General features: G+C 45.0%; 16 protein-coding genes. 9 read left to right on the top strand and 7 right to left on the bottom strand.

The features are described 5' to 3' along the window. Positions 1-14 precede the first annotated feature (14 nt). The 5 genes from manA to uhpT form a co-directional block, all read right to left on the bottom strand. Entirely contained in the window at positions 15-1,238 is a 1,224-nt protein-coding gene (manA, locus tag OH463_RS10065; RefSeq protein ID WP_269991198.1) for a mannose-6-phosphate isomerase, class I, read from the bottom strand. Positions 1,239-1,356: 118 nt separating this feature from the next. After that, positions 1,357-2,697 carry an MFS transporter gene (locus tag OH463_RS10060; protein ID WP_005435249.1) on the bottom strand — a complete coding sequence of 447 codons (1,341 nt, stop codon included), beginning with the start codon at positions 2,695-2,697 and terminating at the stop codon, positions 1,357-1,359. A gap of 5 nt (positions 2,698-2,702) precedes the next feature. Beyond that, a complete protein-coding gene (gene uhpB, locus OH463_RS10055; protein WP_017189075.1) occupies positions 2,703-4,202 on the bottom strand; it encodes a signal transduction histidine-protein kinase/phosphatase UhpB in 1,500 nt (499 codons plus the stop codon). Next, positions 4,202-4,810: a transcriptional regulator UhpA gene (gene uhpA, locus OH463_RS10050; RefSeq protein ID WP_050906997.1), complete on the bottom strand. Its 609-nt coding sequence runs from the start codon at positions 4,808-4,810 to the stop codon at positions 4,202-4,204. Before uhpA ends, uhpB begins: the two co-directional genes overlap by 1 nt. A 297-nt stretch (positions 4,811-5,107) precedes the next feature. Then, the gene (gene uhpT / locus OH463_RS10045) at positions 5,108-6,505 is read right to left on the bottom strand and encodes a hexose-6-phosphate:phosphate antiporter (RefSeq protein WP_269991197.1); all 1,398 of its coding nucleotides are present in this window, start codon (positions 6,503-6,505) and stop codon (positions 5,108-5,110) included. 408 nt (positions 6,506-6,913) lie between these two features. Between uhpT and OH463_RS10040 the strand changes: the two genes are divergently transcribed. The 5 genes from OH463_RS10040 (at position 6,914) to OH463_RS10020 (ending at position 11,904) form a co-directional block, all read left to right on the top strand. After that, complete coding sequence (locus tag OH463_RS10040; protein WP_009696632.1) at positions 6,914-7,927, top strand: helix-turn-helix transcriptional regulator; 1,014 nt, start codon at positions 6,914-6,916, stop codon at positions 7,925-7,927. 277 nt (positions 7,928-8,204) lie between these two features. Beyond that, positions 8,205-9,536, top strand: a complete 1,332-nt coding sequence (locus OH463_RS10035; protein ID WP_005427103.1) for a metal-dependent hydrolase family protein — start codon at positions 8,205-8,207, stop codon at positions 9,534-9,536. 78 nt (positions 9,537-9,614) lie between these two features. Beyond that, the gene (locus tag OH463_RS10030) at positions 9,615-10,247 is read left to right on the top strand and encodes a DUF3299 domain-containing protein (protein WP_199479499.1); all 633 of its coding nucleotides are present in this window, start codon (positions 9,615-9,617) and stop codon (positions 10,245-10,247) included. A 111-nt stretch (positions 10,248-10,358) separates the two neighbouring features. After that, a complete protein-coding gene (locus OH463_RS10025; protein WP_269991196.1) occupies positions 10,359-11,585 on the top strand; it encodes a carbohydrate porin in 1,227 nt (408 codons plus the stop codon). A 100-nt stretch (positions 11,586-11,685) separates the two neighbouring features. Continuing rightward, complete coding sequence (locus OH463_RS10020; RefSeq protein ID WP_029789318.1) at positions 11,686-11,904, top strand: DUF6500 family protein; 219 nt, start codon at positions 11,686-11,688, stop codon at positions 11,902-11,904. Between the two features lie 67 nt (positions 11,905-11,971). On the opposite strand, the gene OH463_RS10015 is transcribed toward OH463_RS10020, so the two are convergent. Next, positions 11,972-13,675, bottom strand: a complete 1,704-nt coding sequence (locus OH463_RS10015) for an FAD-dependent oxidoreductase (RefSeq protein ID WP_269991195.1) — start codon at positions 13,673-13,675, stop codon at positions 11,972-11,974. Between the two features lie 151 nt (positions 13,676-13,826). Here OH463_RS10015 and OH463_RS10010 point away from each other — a divergent pair, with 151 nt between their 5' ends. From OH463_RS10010 to OH463_RS10000, 3 genes are read left to right on the top strand one after another with little or no spacing between them, the layout of a single operon-like run. Next, the gene (locus OH463_RS10010) at positions 13,827-14,120 is read left to right on the top strand and encodes an ArsR/SmtB family transcription factor (protein ID WP_009700376.1); all 294 of its coding nucleotides are present in this window, start codon (positions 13,827-13,829) and stop codon (positions 14,118-14,120) included. Between the two features lie 26 nt (positions 14,121-14,146). Beyond that, positions 14,147-14,548 carry a YeeE/YedE family protein gene (locus tag OH463_RS10005; protein ID WP_050940227.1) on the top strand — a complete coding sequence of 134 codons (402 nt, stop codon included), beginning with the start codon at positions 14,147-14,149 and terminating at the stop codon, positions 14,546-14,548. 14 nt (positions 14,549-14,562) lie between these two features. Then, positions 14,563-15,003, top strand: a complete 441-nt coding sequence (locus tag OH463_RS10000) for a YeeE/YedE family protein (RefSeq protein ID WP_269991193.1) — start codon at positions 14,563-14,565, stop codon at positions 15,001-15,003. A 49-nt stretch (positions 15,004-15,052) separates the two neighbouring features. Here OH463_RS10000 and OH463_RS09995 read toward each other — a convergent pair whose 3' ends face one another. Continuing rightward, positions 15,053-15,916: an endonuclease/exonuclease/phosphatase family protein gene (locus OH463_RS09995; RefSeq protein WP_269991191.1), complete on the bottom strand. Its 864-nt coding sequence runs from the start codon at positions 15,914-15,916 to the stop codon at positions 15,053-15,055. 308 nt (positions 15,917-16,224) lie between these two features. On the opposite strand from OH463_RS09995, the gene nrdD reads away from it, so the two are divergent. Then, the gene (gene nrdD, locus OH463_RS09990; protein ID WP_005427114.1) at positions 16,225-18,345 is read left to right on the top strand and encodes an anaerobic ribonucleoside-triphosphate reductase; all 2,121 of its coding nucleotides are present in this window, start codon (positions 16,225-16,227) and stop codon (positions 18,343-18,345) included. The last annotated feature ends 13 nt before the right edge of the window (positions 18,346-18,358 follow it).

The raw sequence follows: 18,358 nt of genomic DNA, 5'->3' as shown, positions 1-18,358 counted from the left end.
AAGAGAAAATGAACTTAGCCATTAAATGCACGGGCAACGCGACCTTCACAACGGATTGTGTAGCTACCCACATAAGTAGGAATGAAAGCCGATTGCCCTTTACCAAGCACTAATGTTTCGCCGCTTTTTGCAAGAAGCGTTACGTCTGCATCGATCGGCATTAAGATTTCCGCACTGCTCATCTCAACTTGTTGATCTTTTGGCTCTTGGAACACAGAGAATTTGAAGTCTTGTACAGGAACAGGGAAGTGATGCTCACACCCTTTGATTTCTGCTTTGGTTAGCAGCGTGTTCATCGGTTTTGGAATAAAGTCGGTACACTTAACCAGTTCTTCCACATCCATGTGTTTTGGTGTTAAACCAGCGCGAAGTACGTTATCTGAGTTCGCCATGATTTCCAGACCAGTACCTTTAATGTACGCGTGAGGCGTTCTTGCGCTTAAGAACATGGCTTCACCGGGTTTTAACGTAATAACATTCAGCAGTAATGGGGCAAACAAACCCACGTCATTCGGGTACTGAGCTGCAAGGTCTAAAATCAATTCGCACACAGGGCGTACTTGGTTGGCTGCTGCGTAACTTAATAAGTGATCCACTGCGTTAACCTTGCGTGCTTCTTCCATGGAAAGAATCTCTACGAAGAACTGACACAACCCATCTTGGTTGGGATTGAGCTCAAGTTGTTCTAAGTAGCCGTTGATTTCAGGAATGTCACACAGGCGGAACTCAGCGATGATTTCATCAAACGGACGAAAGCCGTTCATTGCTTGATATTCCGTTAGGGCGTAAACCAGTTCTGGCTTGTGGTTGGCATCTTTGTAATTACGATTAAATGCATTCAGCGATACACCTAGCTGTTGTTCTTTTGCATAACCAAGCTCTGCATCTTGCTTGTTTGGATGCACTTGAATCGACAACGCTTTATCTGCGGCAAGAATCTTGAAGAGGAAAGGTAAGTCACCAAAGGCTTCAGCCGTGCTTTGCGATAGAAACGCTGACGGATCTTGTTTGATCAATTCTGATAATGAAACAATTGTACTCGAAGCAGTATTAGTTCCTTGTTTAACGATAGAGCAACCATTCGGGTGCGTGCCCATCCAAACCTCGGCTTGAGGTTGTTGAGCTTCGTTAGCAAAGCCAAATAAATCGTGGATAGCCGTGCGGCTTCCCCAGTCGTAGTTTTGGATCTTATTGTCCATTTTGAAGAAGCATTTTGATGAAATAGTATTCGAATTCATGAATTTTACCCGTAGAAAACCCTCCGAACTGAATCGGAAGCAAAAAATAGTGGAGATTGGGCGGGTGAGCGGTTAACTCACCCTAAGAGGTGTAGAAGTCGCTTCTACAATCAGGTGTCTACAACCTAAGTTTGGGAGCGAGCGGCTTTCTTGAAGGTTGAGCCTGTAAGAACGGTAACAACAGCAAGCCAATAACGGCTGCGCATACCGAGATGGTGATAAAGAATCCAGTCCAGCTGTATTCTTCAAGAATCAATGCTAATGGGTAGCCAGAAAGTGCGGCACCCATGTAGGCAAACAAACCAACAAAGCCCGTTGCTGCACCAGCGGAATCTTTGTGTGAACATTCCGCTGCTGCCATACCGATCAACATTTGTGGACCAAATACGAAGAAACCAATCGAGAATAACCCAGCAGCTTGGAATGCGAAGTTGGTTAATGGCATCAACCACAGTGCGGCGACAGATAGGAATATGCCTGCAGCAAACAAGAGGTTCATTGGACCTCGGTTACCACCGAACAGTTTATCCGATCCCCAACCAGCTACTAGAGAACCAACAAAGCCACCGATTTCAAACATCGACAATGCTGCGTTGGCATTGATTAGACTGTAGTGGTGTTGTTCTGTCAGGTACAAATTCCCCCAGTCATTGATGGCGGTGCGCACGATGTAAACCAGTACATAGCTAAATGCGAGCAGCCAAATGTACTTGTTGTTGAACACGTATTGTTTGAGGATTTCTTTATAACTCAGACCTTGCCCGTGATTTTCTTGCGCCAGTTCTAACTTGTCATCACGCCATTGACCAACCGTTGGCAGTCCTTGAGTGGTCGGTTTATCGCGCAAGCGCCAACAAACAATGACACCAAGAATGACGCCGATAACGCCCGGTACGATAAAGCCTTCTCGCCAGCTGTAATGGAATGTAAGAAATCCAACGAGTAGGGGAATTAAAGCGCCGCCTACGTTATGGGCGGTGTTCCAAATTGCCCACAAGAAACCACGTTCTGAGCGCGAATACCACGTCGTAAGTAACTTAGAGCACGAAGGCCAGCCCCAACCTTGGAACCAAGCGTTCATCACCCAAAGTGCAGCGAGTGCAACCAAAGAGCTAGAGAAGCCAAACGCGATATTGATAAGGCCCGTCGCGATTAAACCGACACCCATGAAAAAGCGAGGGTTAGAACGGTCAGAAATGGTGCCCGAGATAAACTTCGATAAACCATAGGTGATGTAAAAAAGCGTACCAATCATACCGATGTCGGCTTTATCTAAACCTAAATCAGCAATCATCGCGGGTGCAGCGTAGTTAAACGTTTTACGAGTGAAGTAAAAGCCGGCATAACCAAGATACATACCCAGCATGATGTGTAGACGCCAATAGCGGTAGCGTTCATCCACTTGATCTTTGCTAAGGGGAGCTTGGTTGTAGCTCGGAGACTGAAATAATCCAAACATGCTCGTTACACCTTAGGTAATGTGATGGCGATTTGCGTGCCATCCACATGATCGTTCAAAGAGTAGATATACATTTTGCCGCCAAGCGCTTGTACACGTTCTTGCATGCCGCGAACGCCCATGCCTTTCATGCAGTCTTCGGTTTTGAAACCAATGCCGTTGTCAGCGATGTTCAACGAAATGTTCTCCTTAATAGAGAGCTCGATAACGATAGACGTCGCATTCGCGTATTTAGCTGCGTTGTTTAATGCTTCTTGGCATAAACGGAATAGGGTGACTTTTAGCGTGTCGCCCAAAGATTCATAGTCACCTTGCCAATCAAGCACAACGCGAGTGCCATGATTGTCGAACTCCATTTCACGGGTTAACTGGTGAACGGAGTCTTTTAAGTCCAAATCATCGAGCATCTTCGGACGCAGTTTGCTCAGCAGATGTTTGGTGGTGTCATAAACATTGAGTGATAGGTTTTCGATCATGTCGGCACAGCGAGTGTTCATTTCAGCGTTATCGACCCGCTTAATGATGCTCGCTTGGGTACGGATCGCTGTGATGTTCTGACCAATTTCATCGTGCAGTTCTCTTGCCACGTCACGACGCACCGACTCTTCCGCTTGAATGAGCTGTCGAGACAAGGTTTGGTTTCTCGATAATTCGCCACGAAGCTTTTGGTTAAGATCTTTTTGTTTCTGCACCGCTAAACCGAGCATGATGCCAGTTAAGGTTTGTGCCGAAAGGGACAACAGAAGGTCTGTGATTTCCAGATTCGAAACACCGCTTCGCGCAGCAATCAGCGCGATACTATTTAACATGGTCGCAAGCAGTGCACCTTGCCAGCCGTAGCGTAGCGCAAGCACAATGATTGGGATTGCCATGCAGAAAGGTGCGAAGCGTTTTAACTCATCCGGCAGGCTGGTTTGAACCAAAATGCTGGCAATCAACAACACACTGTATAGCAGAATATGACGAACTTTGAACTGAACTTCGTTGGCTAACAAATTTGAGGTCAGCGGTGACCAAGGGCTTTGGAAGAGATAGTTCCAAAGCAAATAGCACATTGGCAGAACTAACAAACCGCCAGCAATGCTAGCTAACCATGCCATGTAGACAGATTGGACATGATAACCAACCGCTAGTACGTTAATACAAGACGTCACGAGCAACACGACCGCCATAACCGCTAAATGCTGGTTCTGATCGCCTTTGTAATAACGCTTAGCAAGGTAAACAACCGGCATGCTCAGGAAACTGGCAACCAACACCATTAGCCATTGCGGCTGTTCAAGAAGTAGAGCAAGAGCAACGGTCAATCCCCATTCGGCGAGATAAATCGTTGCCCAATACTTTGTGCGCGTGTGTAGTGTTAGACCCAAACGCAACGCGAAGGGGAACAACAAGATCGCAAGCTCTGCATCGTTCACAAAGTAATACGCGATCACCCACAGACAGAACCACGAGCATCCTGTCATGAATAAACCGCAAATGGAGGTGATGGTGTAGCTACGCATTAAAACGACTCTTGCGAGAACAGTTTGGCGAGTTCAACATTGTTCTTTACGCCAAGCTTATCCATGGCGTTTGCACGGTGAACGTGAACGGTTTTATGGCTTAAGCCAAGCTCAGTGGCGATTGATTTCACATCTAAACCACGAGCCAATAATTGGCACACTTCGTTTTCTCGGCGAGTCAGTTGAGTCAGCGTTGCCGCTTTGTCACTTGGTGTCGCGAGCTTCAACGCAATATCAGGCGTTAAATAACAACCGCCCAAAGCACTGGTTCGTACGGCTTGAATCAACTCGTCAGGACTACAACGTTTACTTAGGTAACCTTTTGCGCCGAGTTTAAGTGACTTTTCAACCATTGCGGGAGAGTCGTGCACGCTAAGCATGACACAAGCAATGCCTGAAGGGATTTCGGAGAGTAGGGTAAGCCCACTTTCGTCTGTCATCGAGATATCTAGGATAACTACACTTGGCTTGCACGCAGGTAACCCCACTCGAGCTTCTGCTACCGAGCTAAATTCACCTACAACATTCATGTCTGGCTCAAGGCTCAACAACTGAGCAAATCCAGAACGAACAATGACATGGTCATCAACAAGCGCTACGTTAATCATCTTAAATACCAAACTTCAGCAATACACAAACGAAAATGAGCTCAATACCAATCGGGATAAATAAGTGTTTAGAAAATTGCGCAGAAAAAATCGCTTAGAGCGAGGCGGAGATTGCCGTTAGCTAGTTGCTCTAACTACAAAATTTCCAACAAAGCTATAAGTGATTTTAGCCAGCAAGAATAAACACCTATTTGTTTTGATTGGTATCTAAGCTCAATAAAAACTTACTATGATACTAAATTGACCAAGTTTATTTAATGATCTAGCGCGCTTTGACTAACAAAGCGCGCTGTTTGATTAAGCTTGGTTTTCTGCGAGTTCAAGCTTCTTCTTGTTTTGACGAATCTTTTTCTCTTCTGCGATAGCAACGAAAGCAAGCAAAACAATACAAATCATTGCTGAGGTATCTAGGGCAGCGAACGTGCCTTTCCAACCCGTTAGACCAAAGATTGGTGTACCGTCTGCAATCATACCTAGACCCAACTTCGCGAAGCTGTCACCAATTAGGTAAGCGAATGTGCCTTTTACGCCATCTGCCACACTGATTGCTTTTTTAGGAACAAAGCCAACCGCAGCAACACCGATAAGTAGTTGAGGACCAAACACAAGGAAGCCAAGAATAAATAGGGACGCTAGGTACATGAACTCACTGGTTGCGTGTTGGTAGAACTCAAGTGATACGATGATCAAACCCAAAGAAACACAAGCCACTAGCGCACGGCGACCATTCGCAAGGTCAGATAAGTAACCCCACATCAATGTGCCGACTAACGCACCCACTTCGAATAGGGTGAAGCCAGAGATTGCTGCTTCTTTTGATAGACCAAGTTCTTGGTATGCGTAAACCGTTGACCATTGGTCGATACCGATACGCACGATGTAAAGGAAGATGTTTGCGAAGCAAAGTAGCCAGATCACTTTGTTTTTCAGAACGTACTCAACAAAGACCTCTTTCTTAGTCATTTGATTGCCTTCAGCCGCTTCATCTTCTTCGCTGACTGCTTCATCAAATAGCTCTTCAACTTTACCTAGACCGTAAGCTTCAGGAGAGTCGTTACCATAGCGCATACCGATGAAACCAACGATGATCGCGATGATAGAAGGGAATACGAACATGCCGATTACGTGACCGTCGAACAAGTAGTTTGCACCAAACAGAGCCACACCTGCAGCACCCGCGCCGCCAACGTTGTGAGACATGTTCCAAAGACCTAGGTAAGAACCACGCTTGTTACGCGGTGTCCACTTAGTGATGGTCGAGTAACTAGAAGGACCACCAGTACTTTGGAAGAAACCACTTAGTGCGTAGAACGCTACCATCAAGAACAAGCTCGCGCTGCCACCGCCCATGCTGAAACTGAAACCAAGCATTGCCAGACCAGAAAGGATAAGCATGAAAGGAAGGAACTGCTTGGTGTTTTTACCATCGGCATAGTAGGAAACCACGGTCTTACCGATACCGTAAGTAATCGAGAAACCGAGACCAATCAAACCTAGATCTGTCATCGACAAACCGTAAGTAGAAATCATGTCGTTTTGTGCGACGTTGAAGTTTTTACGGATCAGGTACATCGTCAAATAGCCAATAAATACCACTAGGTAAGATTGGATAAATGGTTTGAACCACATTTTTCTACGCGCTTCGACTGGAAGGTCTAGGGTAGGCTTCCGGACTTGTTCAAGGAATTTTAACATCGTGAACTCTCTTGTATTAGTGTGATGCACTTGCGTGCTCGCTTTCTTTTAACTGCTGGCGATTGTAGAGAGTCCTCTTTTTAACTACATGAGAGGAGGGCTTAGATCGACTAGGAAAAATTCCTAGAAAACGATTGCTGATTAAGAAAGCGTGAAAATCATCACATTCATAGAAGTATAAATAGCGCTTTAAATAGTGCTTTAAAAGTGAATAGAACGTATCTGTGGCGTGAATTGGCAAGTTCTTGAACAGGCAATGGTCTATGTTGAATGCCAATGTGCGTTGGCTCTTCTGTTCAGAGTGAGTCGTCTCTCATTATCAAATTGCACTTGGATTGTGACTAATGACAGCCCGGAAGTTTGTGCTTAAACTAAAATAATCCTTGGTATTTTAAGATGATAGCTTGCATGCCCAATACAGATATTCCTTTGGTCCACTCGGAAGAAGTAAAGCTGTTTGCCACTATGCTCAATGAGCTTGATGGTGATATTCATTCATTACTTGAAACCGCACGTATGCCACAGGATATCTTATCCAGCCAATCCTCTAATGCGTTTGTGCCAGAAAGTGCATTAAAGTCGGTATTTCAAACCTTAGGTGAAAGAGCATCGCCCGAGAAGTTTGCTTTGCTTACTTGGACGCTTTGCCACGATATCTACGTTCCTAGGTTTGCCAATCAAATTACCCAAACGCACTCACTTAAAGCAGCATTAGAAGAAGTCTCCCAACTGCTAAAACAGATCTCAGATAATGTCAGTCTTTCGGTCGTATCGCGTGGCGGTAAATGGTGGCTCGTCAGAGAAAAGCAGGACGCAAAGAGAGAATGGTTTCGTTACGCGGAAATGTTCTCCGCCATGTTTATGAATGAACTACTCAAAAAGCTTGTGGGTTCACAGTGGCGATTAGCGGAGGTCGGGATTCAAGACGTAGAAGCCGAGCCATTCAATCTATTACCTGGGATGAAAAGTGCCCAGTTCTTTACTGGAAGACCGGTTACTGCTATCTCGATACCGAACGAATGGATTAACCAGCCGATTGCTTTCATGCCATCTCAAACGGCGCCAAACACGAGTTTTCGTGGTGAGAATGATAAGTTTAGTGATGCATTAGCAAGGGCGCTGACGCCTTATCTCTCGATGGGAAAGATCTCTATCCAGTTTGCTGGCGAGTTGATTGACATGAATGCTCGCACCATACAAAGGCGGTTGGCGAGCGAGAACACAACTTATCGAGAAGTGATCGAAGGGTTAGTACTTAAACAAACGCTGGAACTGTTAGCGGACCGAGACCTCAGTATTACGCACATTGCACTCAAAACAGGCTATTCAGACTCTGCTCACTTCACCCGCGCGTTTAAGCGAATGATGAATCTCACGCCTAAAGCGTATCGTCAGTCTTTGTTGTGCCCCTCCGTCACATGAGACGTAACACATAAAGCCTCTGAATAATCGGAGGTTTTTGTCTAAACTCGCATTTCTTTCACAATATCCGCATGTTGTCGTGTAAAGGCAATTAAACCGCCTTGAAAGTCGTCATGATGACTTCTATGTTTTTAACGTAAGCCGTCTGTTTCATATGTTTTTTGCCTGATCAGTCGTTTTTGGTGATCACAGAAATAGATGCCCTCATAACACCGCTGTTCTGACAGGGAAGTTATAGGAAATGGACCCCAACTATCCAAAAAACGTAGGTGTAATAATGACAATTTCTAAGAAGAACCTTTCTTTTGTTGCGCTATCTTGTGCATTTGCCTTAAACGCGAATGCAGCATCGACACTGTTTACTAACGTTGATGTTTTCAATGGCACCGATGAAAAGCTACTTCAAAACCAAAATGTCTTAGTCGTGGATAACATGATTAAGGAAATCTCACCGAAACCAATTAAAGCTGATAAGCAAACAACGACAATTAATGGCGAAGGCTTAACCATGATTCCTGGCTTAATCGACATGCATTCCCACATGTGTATTCAAGAAGGTATGTTGGTTGGTAGAGATGGTTATGATCAAATGGCGATGGGGGCTCGTGCTCATGTTTCCATGATGCAGTATCTCGACCAAGGCTTTACGACGGCTCGTGATGCAGGCTGTAATATTCTTGGTATCGCAAAAGCCATCAACAATGGTTTGCTTGAGGGACCGCGATTGTTCCCAGCGGGGGGCTTCTTGAGTCAAACTGGTGGTCACGCGGATACTGGTAGCTTTAACGATGTTCCAGGACGCGTTGACGATCTTGAACGCCACGGCTTTGGCTATATCGTCGATGGCGAAACAGAAGCTCGTCGTGCTGCACGTCAGAACCTACGTTCGGGCGCGACGCAGATTAAAATAATGGCCGGCGGTGGTGTTGCGAGTGAGTTCGATCCAATTCACATGACGCAATTCTCTAAACAAGAGATGGAAGCGATTGTTGGCGTAGCAGAAGATTACGGTACCTACGTTATGGCGCATGCTTATCATGATCGTTCGGTTAACCGTGCCATTGATGCTGGCGTAAAAGTGATTGAGCATAACTTCTTAATTTCCGAAGAAACCATTAAGCGAATGAAAGAAAAGGGTGTGGCACTTTCTGCACAAGCGGTGATGTCTCTTGAGGCCTTTGCTGAACCTGAAAAGATCACCTTCTTCAGCCCGGATCAAAAAGCCAAAGCGACCAAAGTAAACGAAGGCGCGAAGCAAATGTTTGAATGGGCGCGTAAATATGACCTGTTGATTGTTACTGGTGGCGATATGTTTGGCCCTGCATACAATACGCGCCAAGCAGACAACATGGTTTGGATGGAGAAAGTCGGTTTTACACCATATGAGATCATGAAGATGGGCACATCGAATGCCGCAGAAGTGCTAAGCTGGTCGGGTGGCATGAATCCATATAAATACGGAAAACTCGGCGTTGTAGAGCCGGGCGCTTACGCTGATGTAGTGCTGGTGGATGGGAATCCTCTGCAAGACATCACAATTCTTAACGATTACCAAGATAAATTCAAAGTAATTATGAAAGACGGCAAGATCCACAAGAATACCTTGTAGTAAACTCTTTCGACTATTTGGGGGCGCTATTGTCCCCAAATTTTTCTCTAAAAGACAAAGAACTATTCAAGGGAACGTATGAAGAAGTACCTATTGGCTGGCTTAGTTTTGCTGGCTTCATCAAATGTATCCGCCGATCAATTAAGCTGGGAGCAATTGCTGCCGGTGAATGTTCCTCAGATTGAAGACCCATTTGTAAAACTCACAGACCAACAACTTTTTGAACTTGGTTCTCTTGCAAGATACCGTGATGCTCAAAATCTTAATGAGCAACAAAAACAAACCATGAAGGAATTAGAAGACAGCTTAAAAGCTGACGACTTAGACATTGAATGGTTGTTCAAAAAGCGCGAAGAGATTACTCAGCATCGTCGTATGTTGGCATCAATGCCAAACACAACACTTACTGAAGATACTTATGAAATTCCTGGCTTTGTAACGCCGGTAGAATTTAACAATGACGTTGTCACAAAATTTTTCCTTGTTCCAACTATGGGCGCTTGCATCCATACACCACCGCCACCTGCAAACCAGATTGTTTTGGTCGATTATCCGAAAGGTTTGAAACTGACTTCTCTTTACGAGCCAATTTGGGTGAAAGGGGATCTGCATGTGAAAAAGACTAAGGCGGATGTTTCATATTCTGACGGAGCTTCGAACGTAGAAACCATCTACCAGATGGACGAGGTTTCAATTCGACCTTATCGATAAGAGTACACCACCGAAAATACAAAAAGCAGTGGGCTGTCGCTTAATGGCAATTTTCAAAACGCTGAATCATTAAACTCTTTTTCTAGAAATCAATTTAATGAGAAACCAGACATGAAAGTAACTGTTCCAAAGCTTAGTTTTATCGCTCTTTCACTTGTAATGGCGTCATCGATTAACGCGGCGAACTTTGGTAGCCCTGATACGGTTGACAACACCATTGCTGAAAATGCTCGTGAAAAACGCACTTGGCGAGAGTCACTAGCGGAAGATCATAACTTAACGTTTGGTTTGGATTACCAAGCGCTTGGCTTAACGGCGTCTGACCCGCAAAGTGGCGGTGAAGATACCGCAAGTGCTGGTGTAGCTCGTTTTTATGGTAGCTGGAATCTGGTTGGTCTTGAGTCTGGAAATACGGGCGGATTGGTTTGGAAAGTCGAACACCGCCATGCTTATAGTGATTTGTCACCAAAAGAGTTTAGCTTCATCGGCAATGGGTTAGGTTATGCAGGTATGATTGGTCCAGCGTACAGTGATCAAGGTGCTCGCCTAACTAACCTATATTGGAAACAAAAGCTCAATGGTGGCAAAACCTCGTTCATGGTGGGTTTCTTAGATACCACTGACTATGTTGATACATACGCTTTAGCCAGTCCGTGGACCGGATTCAGTAACCTTACATTCAGTACTGGTGGTGGTTCCATTGGTCTACCGGATGATGGGATTCTCGGCTTAGCTGTCGGCCACATGCTGACTGATAACTTCTATATGGTTGCAGGTGTGGTCGATGGTAAAGGGCGTTCAGATGAACCATTTGATGGCTTCGACACCTTATTCAACGATCATAAACTGTTTACGACGTTCGAACTGGGTTGGACGGCGTCACAAGATCAAATCTATACCGATAATGTTCATTTAACCGCTTGGCATTTGGATGGCGACACGCAACATAACCTGACGAATAAGGACAGCGGGCAGGGTATTAACTTTTCAGCAAGCTACTTTGCTACAGAGCAATTAATGCCATTTGTTCGTGGTGGCTTCTCGGAAGGCGATGTGGCACTTTATGATCGTTCCCTAACGGTGGGGATTGGTTACTTTGGTTTAGGTAAACCAACCAACAACCTAGGCTTCGCGGTTAACTGGAGCCATGTTAACGATAACCTAGAGCACGCTTATGGTGTGGATGACTCTGAACAGTTCACTGCCGAGCTATACTACAACATGCAGTTGAACGACTACATCCAAATCACACCGGATATTCAATACATCAAAGACCCAGCATTTTCGAACAAAAGCAGCACTTGGGTATTAGGTCTTCGTGCGAGAATATTCATCTAGATGATTATGTTTATTTGCCTTACTAAGAATAACTGTATATAAATACAGTCATTCTATTTTTTGGGCTAATTTTGCTGTCGCAAAGAGAAAGGGAAAGGCAATGAACATCGCGTTAAGAGACAAAATCATTCAGGTGTGTAAGAAGAAAATAGAGCAGAAAGGCGACAATGTTGGCGTGTCCTTTTATGCCTTTTTCGCTAATAAGAATGACAATCCTGAGTTATTGATGGAAGCGGCGACTTGGTGGATTCAAATTCATCAACTCGATCACTTCGAAAAAGCGACCAAGATAATTCATTTGGTCGAATCTGAAATGTAGAAAGGGGCACATTACGTGCCCCTTTTTTATTTTCAGTCCTAAACCTTAGATATTTAAAATTCAGAGATTAAGCTCTTGCGAACTTATAGGTACGGTAACCACCAAGTAGGTTACGTGCTTTAAATCCTGAATTGACCAGTTGACGATAAGCGACGTTACCGCGCAAGCCGACCTGACAGTAAATCACGATCTCTTTGTCTTTCGGCAGTTCATTCATGCGTTGGCGAAGTTGGTCGACAGGAATATTGATTGCGCCATCAATGAAGCCGACAGATTCCAATTCTCCCGGATTACGAACATCGAGCAGAACTTGGTCCTCTGAGAGGTTGTCGATTTCATCAAAATGAATCGCTGTTGCGTCACCTTTCATGATGTTGTTCGCAACGAAAGCCGCTTGGTTAATCACATCTTTCGCTGAACCATACGGTGGCGCGTAAGTGAGTTCAAGGTGTTGTAGTTGTTCTACTGTCATACCAGCACGCTGAGCAACTGCCATTACGTCAATACGTTTGTCAACGCCGTCTTTACCTACTGCTTGTGCACCTAAAATTTTGCCGGTTGCTGGATCAAACAACATTTTGAACGACACAGTTTCTGCGCCAGGGTAGTAACTCGCGTGGCTGGCTGTGTGGACATACACTTTTTCATAAGTGATGTTGTCACGTTTTAGCTGTTTCTCGTTTTTACCAGTAGAAGCGACGGCTAAATCAAAGATCTTGCAGATCGCCGTGCCTTGCGTACCTTGGTAAGTTTCTTGGCGACCAAGCATGTTGTCTGCAGCCATACGACCTTGACGGTTTGCCGGACCTGCCAACGGAACAAGGGTTTGTTCGCCAGTGACAAAGTCTTTCTCTTCAACCGCATCACCAACGGCATAGATAGAAGGATCGCTGGTCTGCATGTATTCGTTGGTGTAAATACCGCCTAGTGCACCAATTTGAAGACCGGCTTCTTGCGCGAGTTTTGTTTCAGGGCGTACACCAATTGCCATGATCAGGATATCGGTATCAAGCTGGTCACCATTGTTTAGAGACAGCGTCAGTTTTCCTTGAAGGTGTTGGTGTGTGTCATCTTCACCCGCTTCTATGTTAGCGACAGATTGGTTCGCCACAAATTCAACAGAAGATAGAGCAACGCCTAAGCGCAGGTCGACGCCTTTCTCTCGGATTTCTGCATGAGCAAAACCGGCCATTTCTCGGTCAACGGGCGTCATCACTTGATCCGCCATTTCAACCAATGTGGTTTTTACGCCAAGCTGGTGGAAGGCTTCCATCATTTCCAAACCGATGAAACCACCACCAACGACCGTAGCGTGTTCCACTTTGTTGGTTTCGATCGTCTTAATGATGCGATCCATATCTGGAATATTACGCAGCGAGTGCGTCAATGGGTTATCAATACCCGGAATAGGCGGCACAACTGGACCTGCACCAGGGCTCAGTAGAAGGAAGTCGTAGCTCTCTTGGTATTCTGAACCATCAAGTAGGTTCTTAACCGTAACCGTTTTATCTTGGCGGTTAATTGAAACCACTTCGTTCATCACACGAACATCAACATTGAAACGCGCTAAAAAGCTTTCAGGCGTTTGAAGAAGCAGTTTGCTTCGTTCTTGGATATCGCCACCAATGTGGTACGGCAAGCCACAGTTTGCAAATGACACAAATGGACCGCGTTCAAACATAATGATTTCTGCGTCTTCACTAAGACGACGAGCGCGAGCTGCTGCAGATGCACCGCCAGCAACACCACCAATAATCACGATTTTGCTCATGGATTTCTCCTACTGAATGATCGAAAACGCCTACACCTTACTTAAATAAATTAGTTATGTCTAATGTTAATTTGGCTACATTAGCATTGACTTAATAATATTAATTAGTAATATCTAATAAAACTTAACGTATTGATGAAGAGGCATAAGAATGGGCGACAGTATGCTACAAAGTGCGACCGAAGCGAGTGAGCTACTTAAAATAATGGCTCATCCAGAGCGCTTAATCGTGATGTGCAAGCTTATTGAAGGCGAAAAAGGGGTCGGTGAACTGTTTGAAGGCTCAACATTAAGCCAATCAGCCTTTTCACAACACCTCACCGTATTGAGAAAACACGACATCATCAAAGCTCGCAAGGTTTCTCAGCAGGTGTTCTATTCGATTTCTGATGAAAGAGTTGGTCCGCTGATTGAGGCGTTTAACCAAGTTTTCTGTAAGCAGTAATTCAAAACTTTATACGGGTGGTTGTTATGTTTGAAGTTCCTTGGATGTCGCTTTTGGGCGGCGTCATGGTTGGCGCATCAGCGGTAGTATTGATGCTTTTCAATGGCAAGACCGCTGGAATCAGCGGGATCTTAAATGGTGCCGTTGAGAATGCGGACCGAGTTTGGCGAATTGTCTTCTTAATTGTGATGGCATTGGGCGGTGTGTTTGCTGTTTATGCTCTTGGCGGGTATGTACCAACTGAGTACAGCGGCTCTCTTGGTTTGGTTGTCGTTGCTGGTTTACTGGTTGGGGTCGGTACACGTATCGGTAATGGTTGCACAAGTGGTCATGGCATTTGTGGGATGGGGCGTTTCTCTATCCGTTCTGTAGTCGCAACGTGTACTTTTATGGCAACCGCCATGTTAACCGTCTTACTAGTCTCGTAAGGAATAGTGTCGTTATGAAAACTCAGGTAATGAAAAGTATTGAGCAAATTTCTATCGTTGCATTTTCTGGTGCGCTCTTCGGTATTGGTATGGTGATTTCCGGTATGGCTGATCCGGCAAAAGTGATCGGCTTCCTCGATATTACCGGCGCGTGGGACCCAAGCTTAGCCTTCGTTATGGGCGGAGCACTTGCGGTGTTCGTTCCTGCTTATCTTTTATTAATAAAGCCAAGAAGCGAATCTGTTTTTGGTGATGAGATTGTCTGTCCGACTTCTAAAACGATAGACAAAAAGCTAGTTGGTGGTGCAGCACTGTTTGGTATTGGGTGGGGCTTATTGGGTGTGTGTCCAGGTCCTGCGGTTGCCAGCCTTTTTACTGGCAACATACAAGTTCTGCTCTTTATAGCGGCAATGTTGGTTGGGTCATTCACCGTTAAAAGAATGGTTCGTGGCTAAAGAGTTCTTCAACGCAGAGCATCTCAACGTTAAAAACAGAACTTAAACGTTAAAAGGAGAGCGTCGTAGACACCGGGCAATGGTCACTCAGTTTGTAGTCGAGCACATCTTGTGTTTTAAAAACGGTTTGAACACCTGACGACGCCTTTAAATCACCACTCACTATGATGTGATCGATCACAGAGCGGAATTGGTGGGTTTTATTCGGATTACGATTAGAACGCACTTTACATTCCGCTTTGGTATTTTTGGTCACTAGCTTTGCATTGGTACTGACCGATAGCACGTCCCATAACCAATCTCCTCGATAACCCAAATTGTGGTTAAAGTCGCCAAGCACCACATATTGTTGTTTGTTGTCCTCGCGCGCTTTTATCCATTTGGCTAGTGCCTGTCCTTGTTGTTTCACGATCTTACAATCGCGATTATTGCGATACGCACCACTGCATCCCGCTTTTAGATGCACAGAGAGTAGGTGAGTCTCGTTGTCTTGGTTTGGATTCAAGACAAGGTAGCTGGCGAAGCGGAGCTTGCTGTTGCCTCGTGTGATAGAAAAGTCTGGTTTGTCCAACACGCTCATACCATTACGTACCGCAAAACCGGTGTATTGATTGGTGTCATTGAACTGAAGGTGTCTGTTGGAGGCGTTTGAACGATCGGAAAGATAAATAGTGAAGTCATTGCCAACGGCTTTTTGGATTGCAGCGACACTTTCGACTTCTTGAAAAGCGAGAATATCGACTTGTGTTTTATCCACATAGTGGGTCAGTTTTTCAAAATCTTGTGGTGTTCTAGACACTTTTCCACCATCTATAGATAGCCATTCAATATTCCAGCTGGTTAATTTGACGGAATTTTGAGCAAATGAAAGAGAACTAAAAAGTAATATTACCGTAACAAAAAGTGATCGCATTTTGGTCTATCGCACTCCTATAATTTAGCGCATTCCTTTCCATCCTTTATCCTATAAGACCTCGAAAAAAAGCAAGTGGATTTCGCTCCAATTTTGCAATTTTCACAGTTTTCTTCGCAAGTGAGATCAACGCCAATAAGATCGATTTGTTCTTGTTCGCTACCCATTTTTTATTGATCAAAATCAATGTTTTCAATTGGTGCTTCTCGTTAAATACGCCACAATATATTGTGTCAGCAGAATAAAAAATAACCCCATATAGTGTGTTTGTGGATAACTCTGTGAGTATGCTGGGGTAAGGAGAAAAAGTGAAACCAATCGTAATCAAGCGTGACGGCTCAAGAGCTCCGTTCAACAGGGATCGTATACAAGCAGCAGTAGAAGCTGCAGCGGAAAACAAAGACAAAGATGTCGCCATTTATGCACTAAATGTCGCTCTGGCAGTTGAGTTACAGCTTCAGGATCACGATGAAGTTCACATCCATGAGATTCAAGACTTAGTCGAAAATGAACTCATGCAAGGTCCTTACAAAGCCCTAGCACGTTCTTACATTGAATACCGCCACGATCGCGACATCGCTCGTGAGAAGCAAAGCGCGCTAACTCGCGAAATCGAAGGTCTGATTGAAGAAAGTAACCTAGACCTAATCAACGAGAACGCGAACAAAGACGGCAAAGTGATTCCTACTCAACGTGACTTGTTGGCTGGTATCGTTGCGAAACACTACGCGAAGACACACATCCTTCCTCGCGATGTGGTTCAAGCACACGAAGTGGGTGACATTCACTACCACGATTTGGATTACGCTCCGTTCTTCCCAATGTTTAACTGTATGCTTATCGATCTTAAAGGCATGCTAACGCACGGCTTTAAAATGGGTAACGCTGAGATTGATACTCCTAAATCAATCTCGACTGCAACAGCAGTAACGGCACAGATCATTGCTCAAGTAGCGAGCCACATTTACGGCGGCACAACCATCAACCGTATTGATGAAGTTCTAGAACCGTACGTAATCACAAGCTACGAGAAACATCTAGAGATCGCAAAAGAGTGGAACATTGCTGAGCCAGAAGAGTTCGCAAAAGCGCGCACAGAGAAAGAGTGTTACGACGCGTTCCAATCTCTAGAATACGAAGTAAACACGCTACACACAGCGAACGGTCAAACACCATTCGTTACGTTCGGTTTTGGTCTTGGAACAAGCTGGGCATCACGCCTTATCCAGAAGTCTATTCTGAAGAACCGTATTGCAGGTCTAGGTAAGAACCGTAAAACAGCGGTATTCCCTAAACTGGTATTCGGCATCAAAGATGGCTTGAACCACAAATCAGAAGATCCAAACTACGACATCAAGCAACTTGCGCTTGAGTGTGCGTCTAAGCGTATGTACCCAGACATTCTTAACTACGACAAAGTAGTGGAAGTAACGGGTTCATTCAAAACACCTATGGGCTGTCGTAGCTTCCTTGGTACTTACGAAGAAAACGGCGAGCTGATTCACGAAGGTCGTAACAACCTAGGCGTAGTGAGCTTGAACCTTCCTCGTATCGCTATCCGTGCAAACGGCAGTGAAGAGAAATTCTACGAGCTTCTAAACGATCGCTTACGTCTTGCTCGTAAAGCACTAGAAACACGTATCTCTCGTCTAGAAAACGTGAAAGCACGTGTTGCTCCGATCCTTTACATGGAAGGTGCGTGTGGTGTTCGCCTGAAAGCAGACGACTCAATCGCAGATATCTTCAAGAACGGTCGTGCGTCTATTTCTCTTGGTTACATCGGTGTACACGAGACAATTAACGCGCTATTCGGTACAGAAGCGCACGTTTATGATGACGCTGTTCTACGTGAAAAAGCAGTAGCAATCATCAAGCACCTGAAAGACACAGTAAACGGTTGGGCAGAAGATACTGGTTACGGTTTCAGCCTATACGCAACGCCAAGTGAAAACCTATGTAGCCGTTTCTGCCGCATCGACGCGAAAGAGTTCGGTGTAATTGAAGGCGTAACAGACAAAGGTTACTACACCAACAGCTTCCACCTAGATGTTGAGAAGAAGGTGAACCCATACGACAAGATCGACTTTGAGATGCCTTACCCAGAAATCTCAAGCGGCGGCTTTATCTGTTACGGCGAGTTCCCGAACATGCAACGTAACGTTGAAGCACTAGAAAACGTATGGGACTACAGTTACACCCGCGTACCTTACTACGGTACAAACACGCCAATTGATGAGTGTTACGAGTGTGGCTACAACGGTGAGTTTGACTGTACAAGTAAAGGCTTCACTTGCCCAAGCTGTGGCAACCACGATTCAACCAAAGTGTCAGTGACACGCCGTGTTTGTGGCTACCTAGGCAGCCCAGATGCACGTCCGTTTAACTTCGGTAAGCAAGAAGAAGTGAAGCGTCGAGTTAAGCACCTGTAAGGTTTACTTAAGC

The sequence above is a fragment of the Vibrio sp. NFR genome, from assembly GCF_027587095.1.
Taxonomy (GTDB): domain Bacteria; phylum Pseudomonadota; class Gammaproteobacteria; order Enterobacterales; family Vibrionaceae; genus Vibrio; species Vibrio harveyi.
The sequence above is the reverse complement of the archived record's forward strand: the minus strand, read 5'-3'. Positions and strand labels throughout refer to the sequence as shown.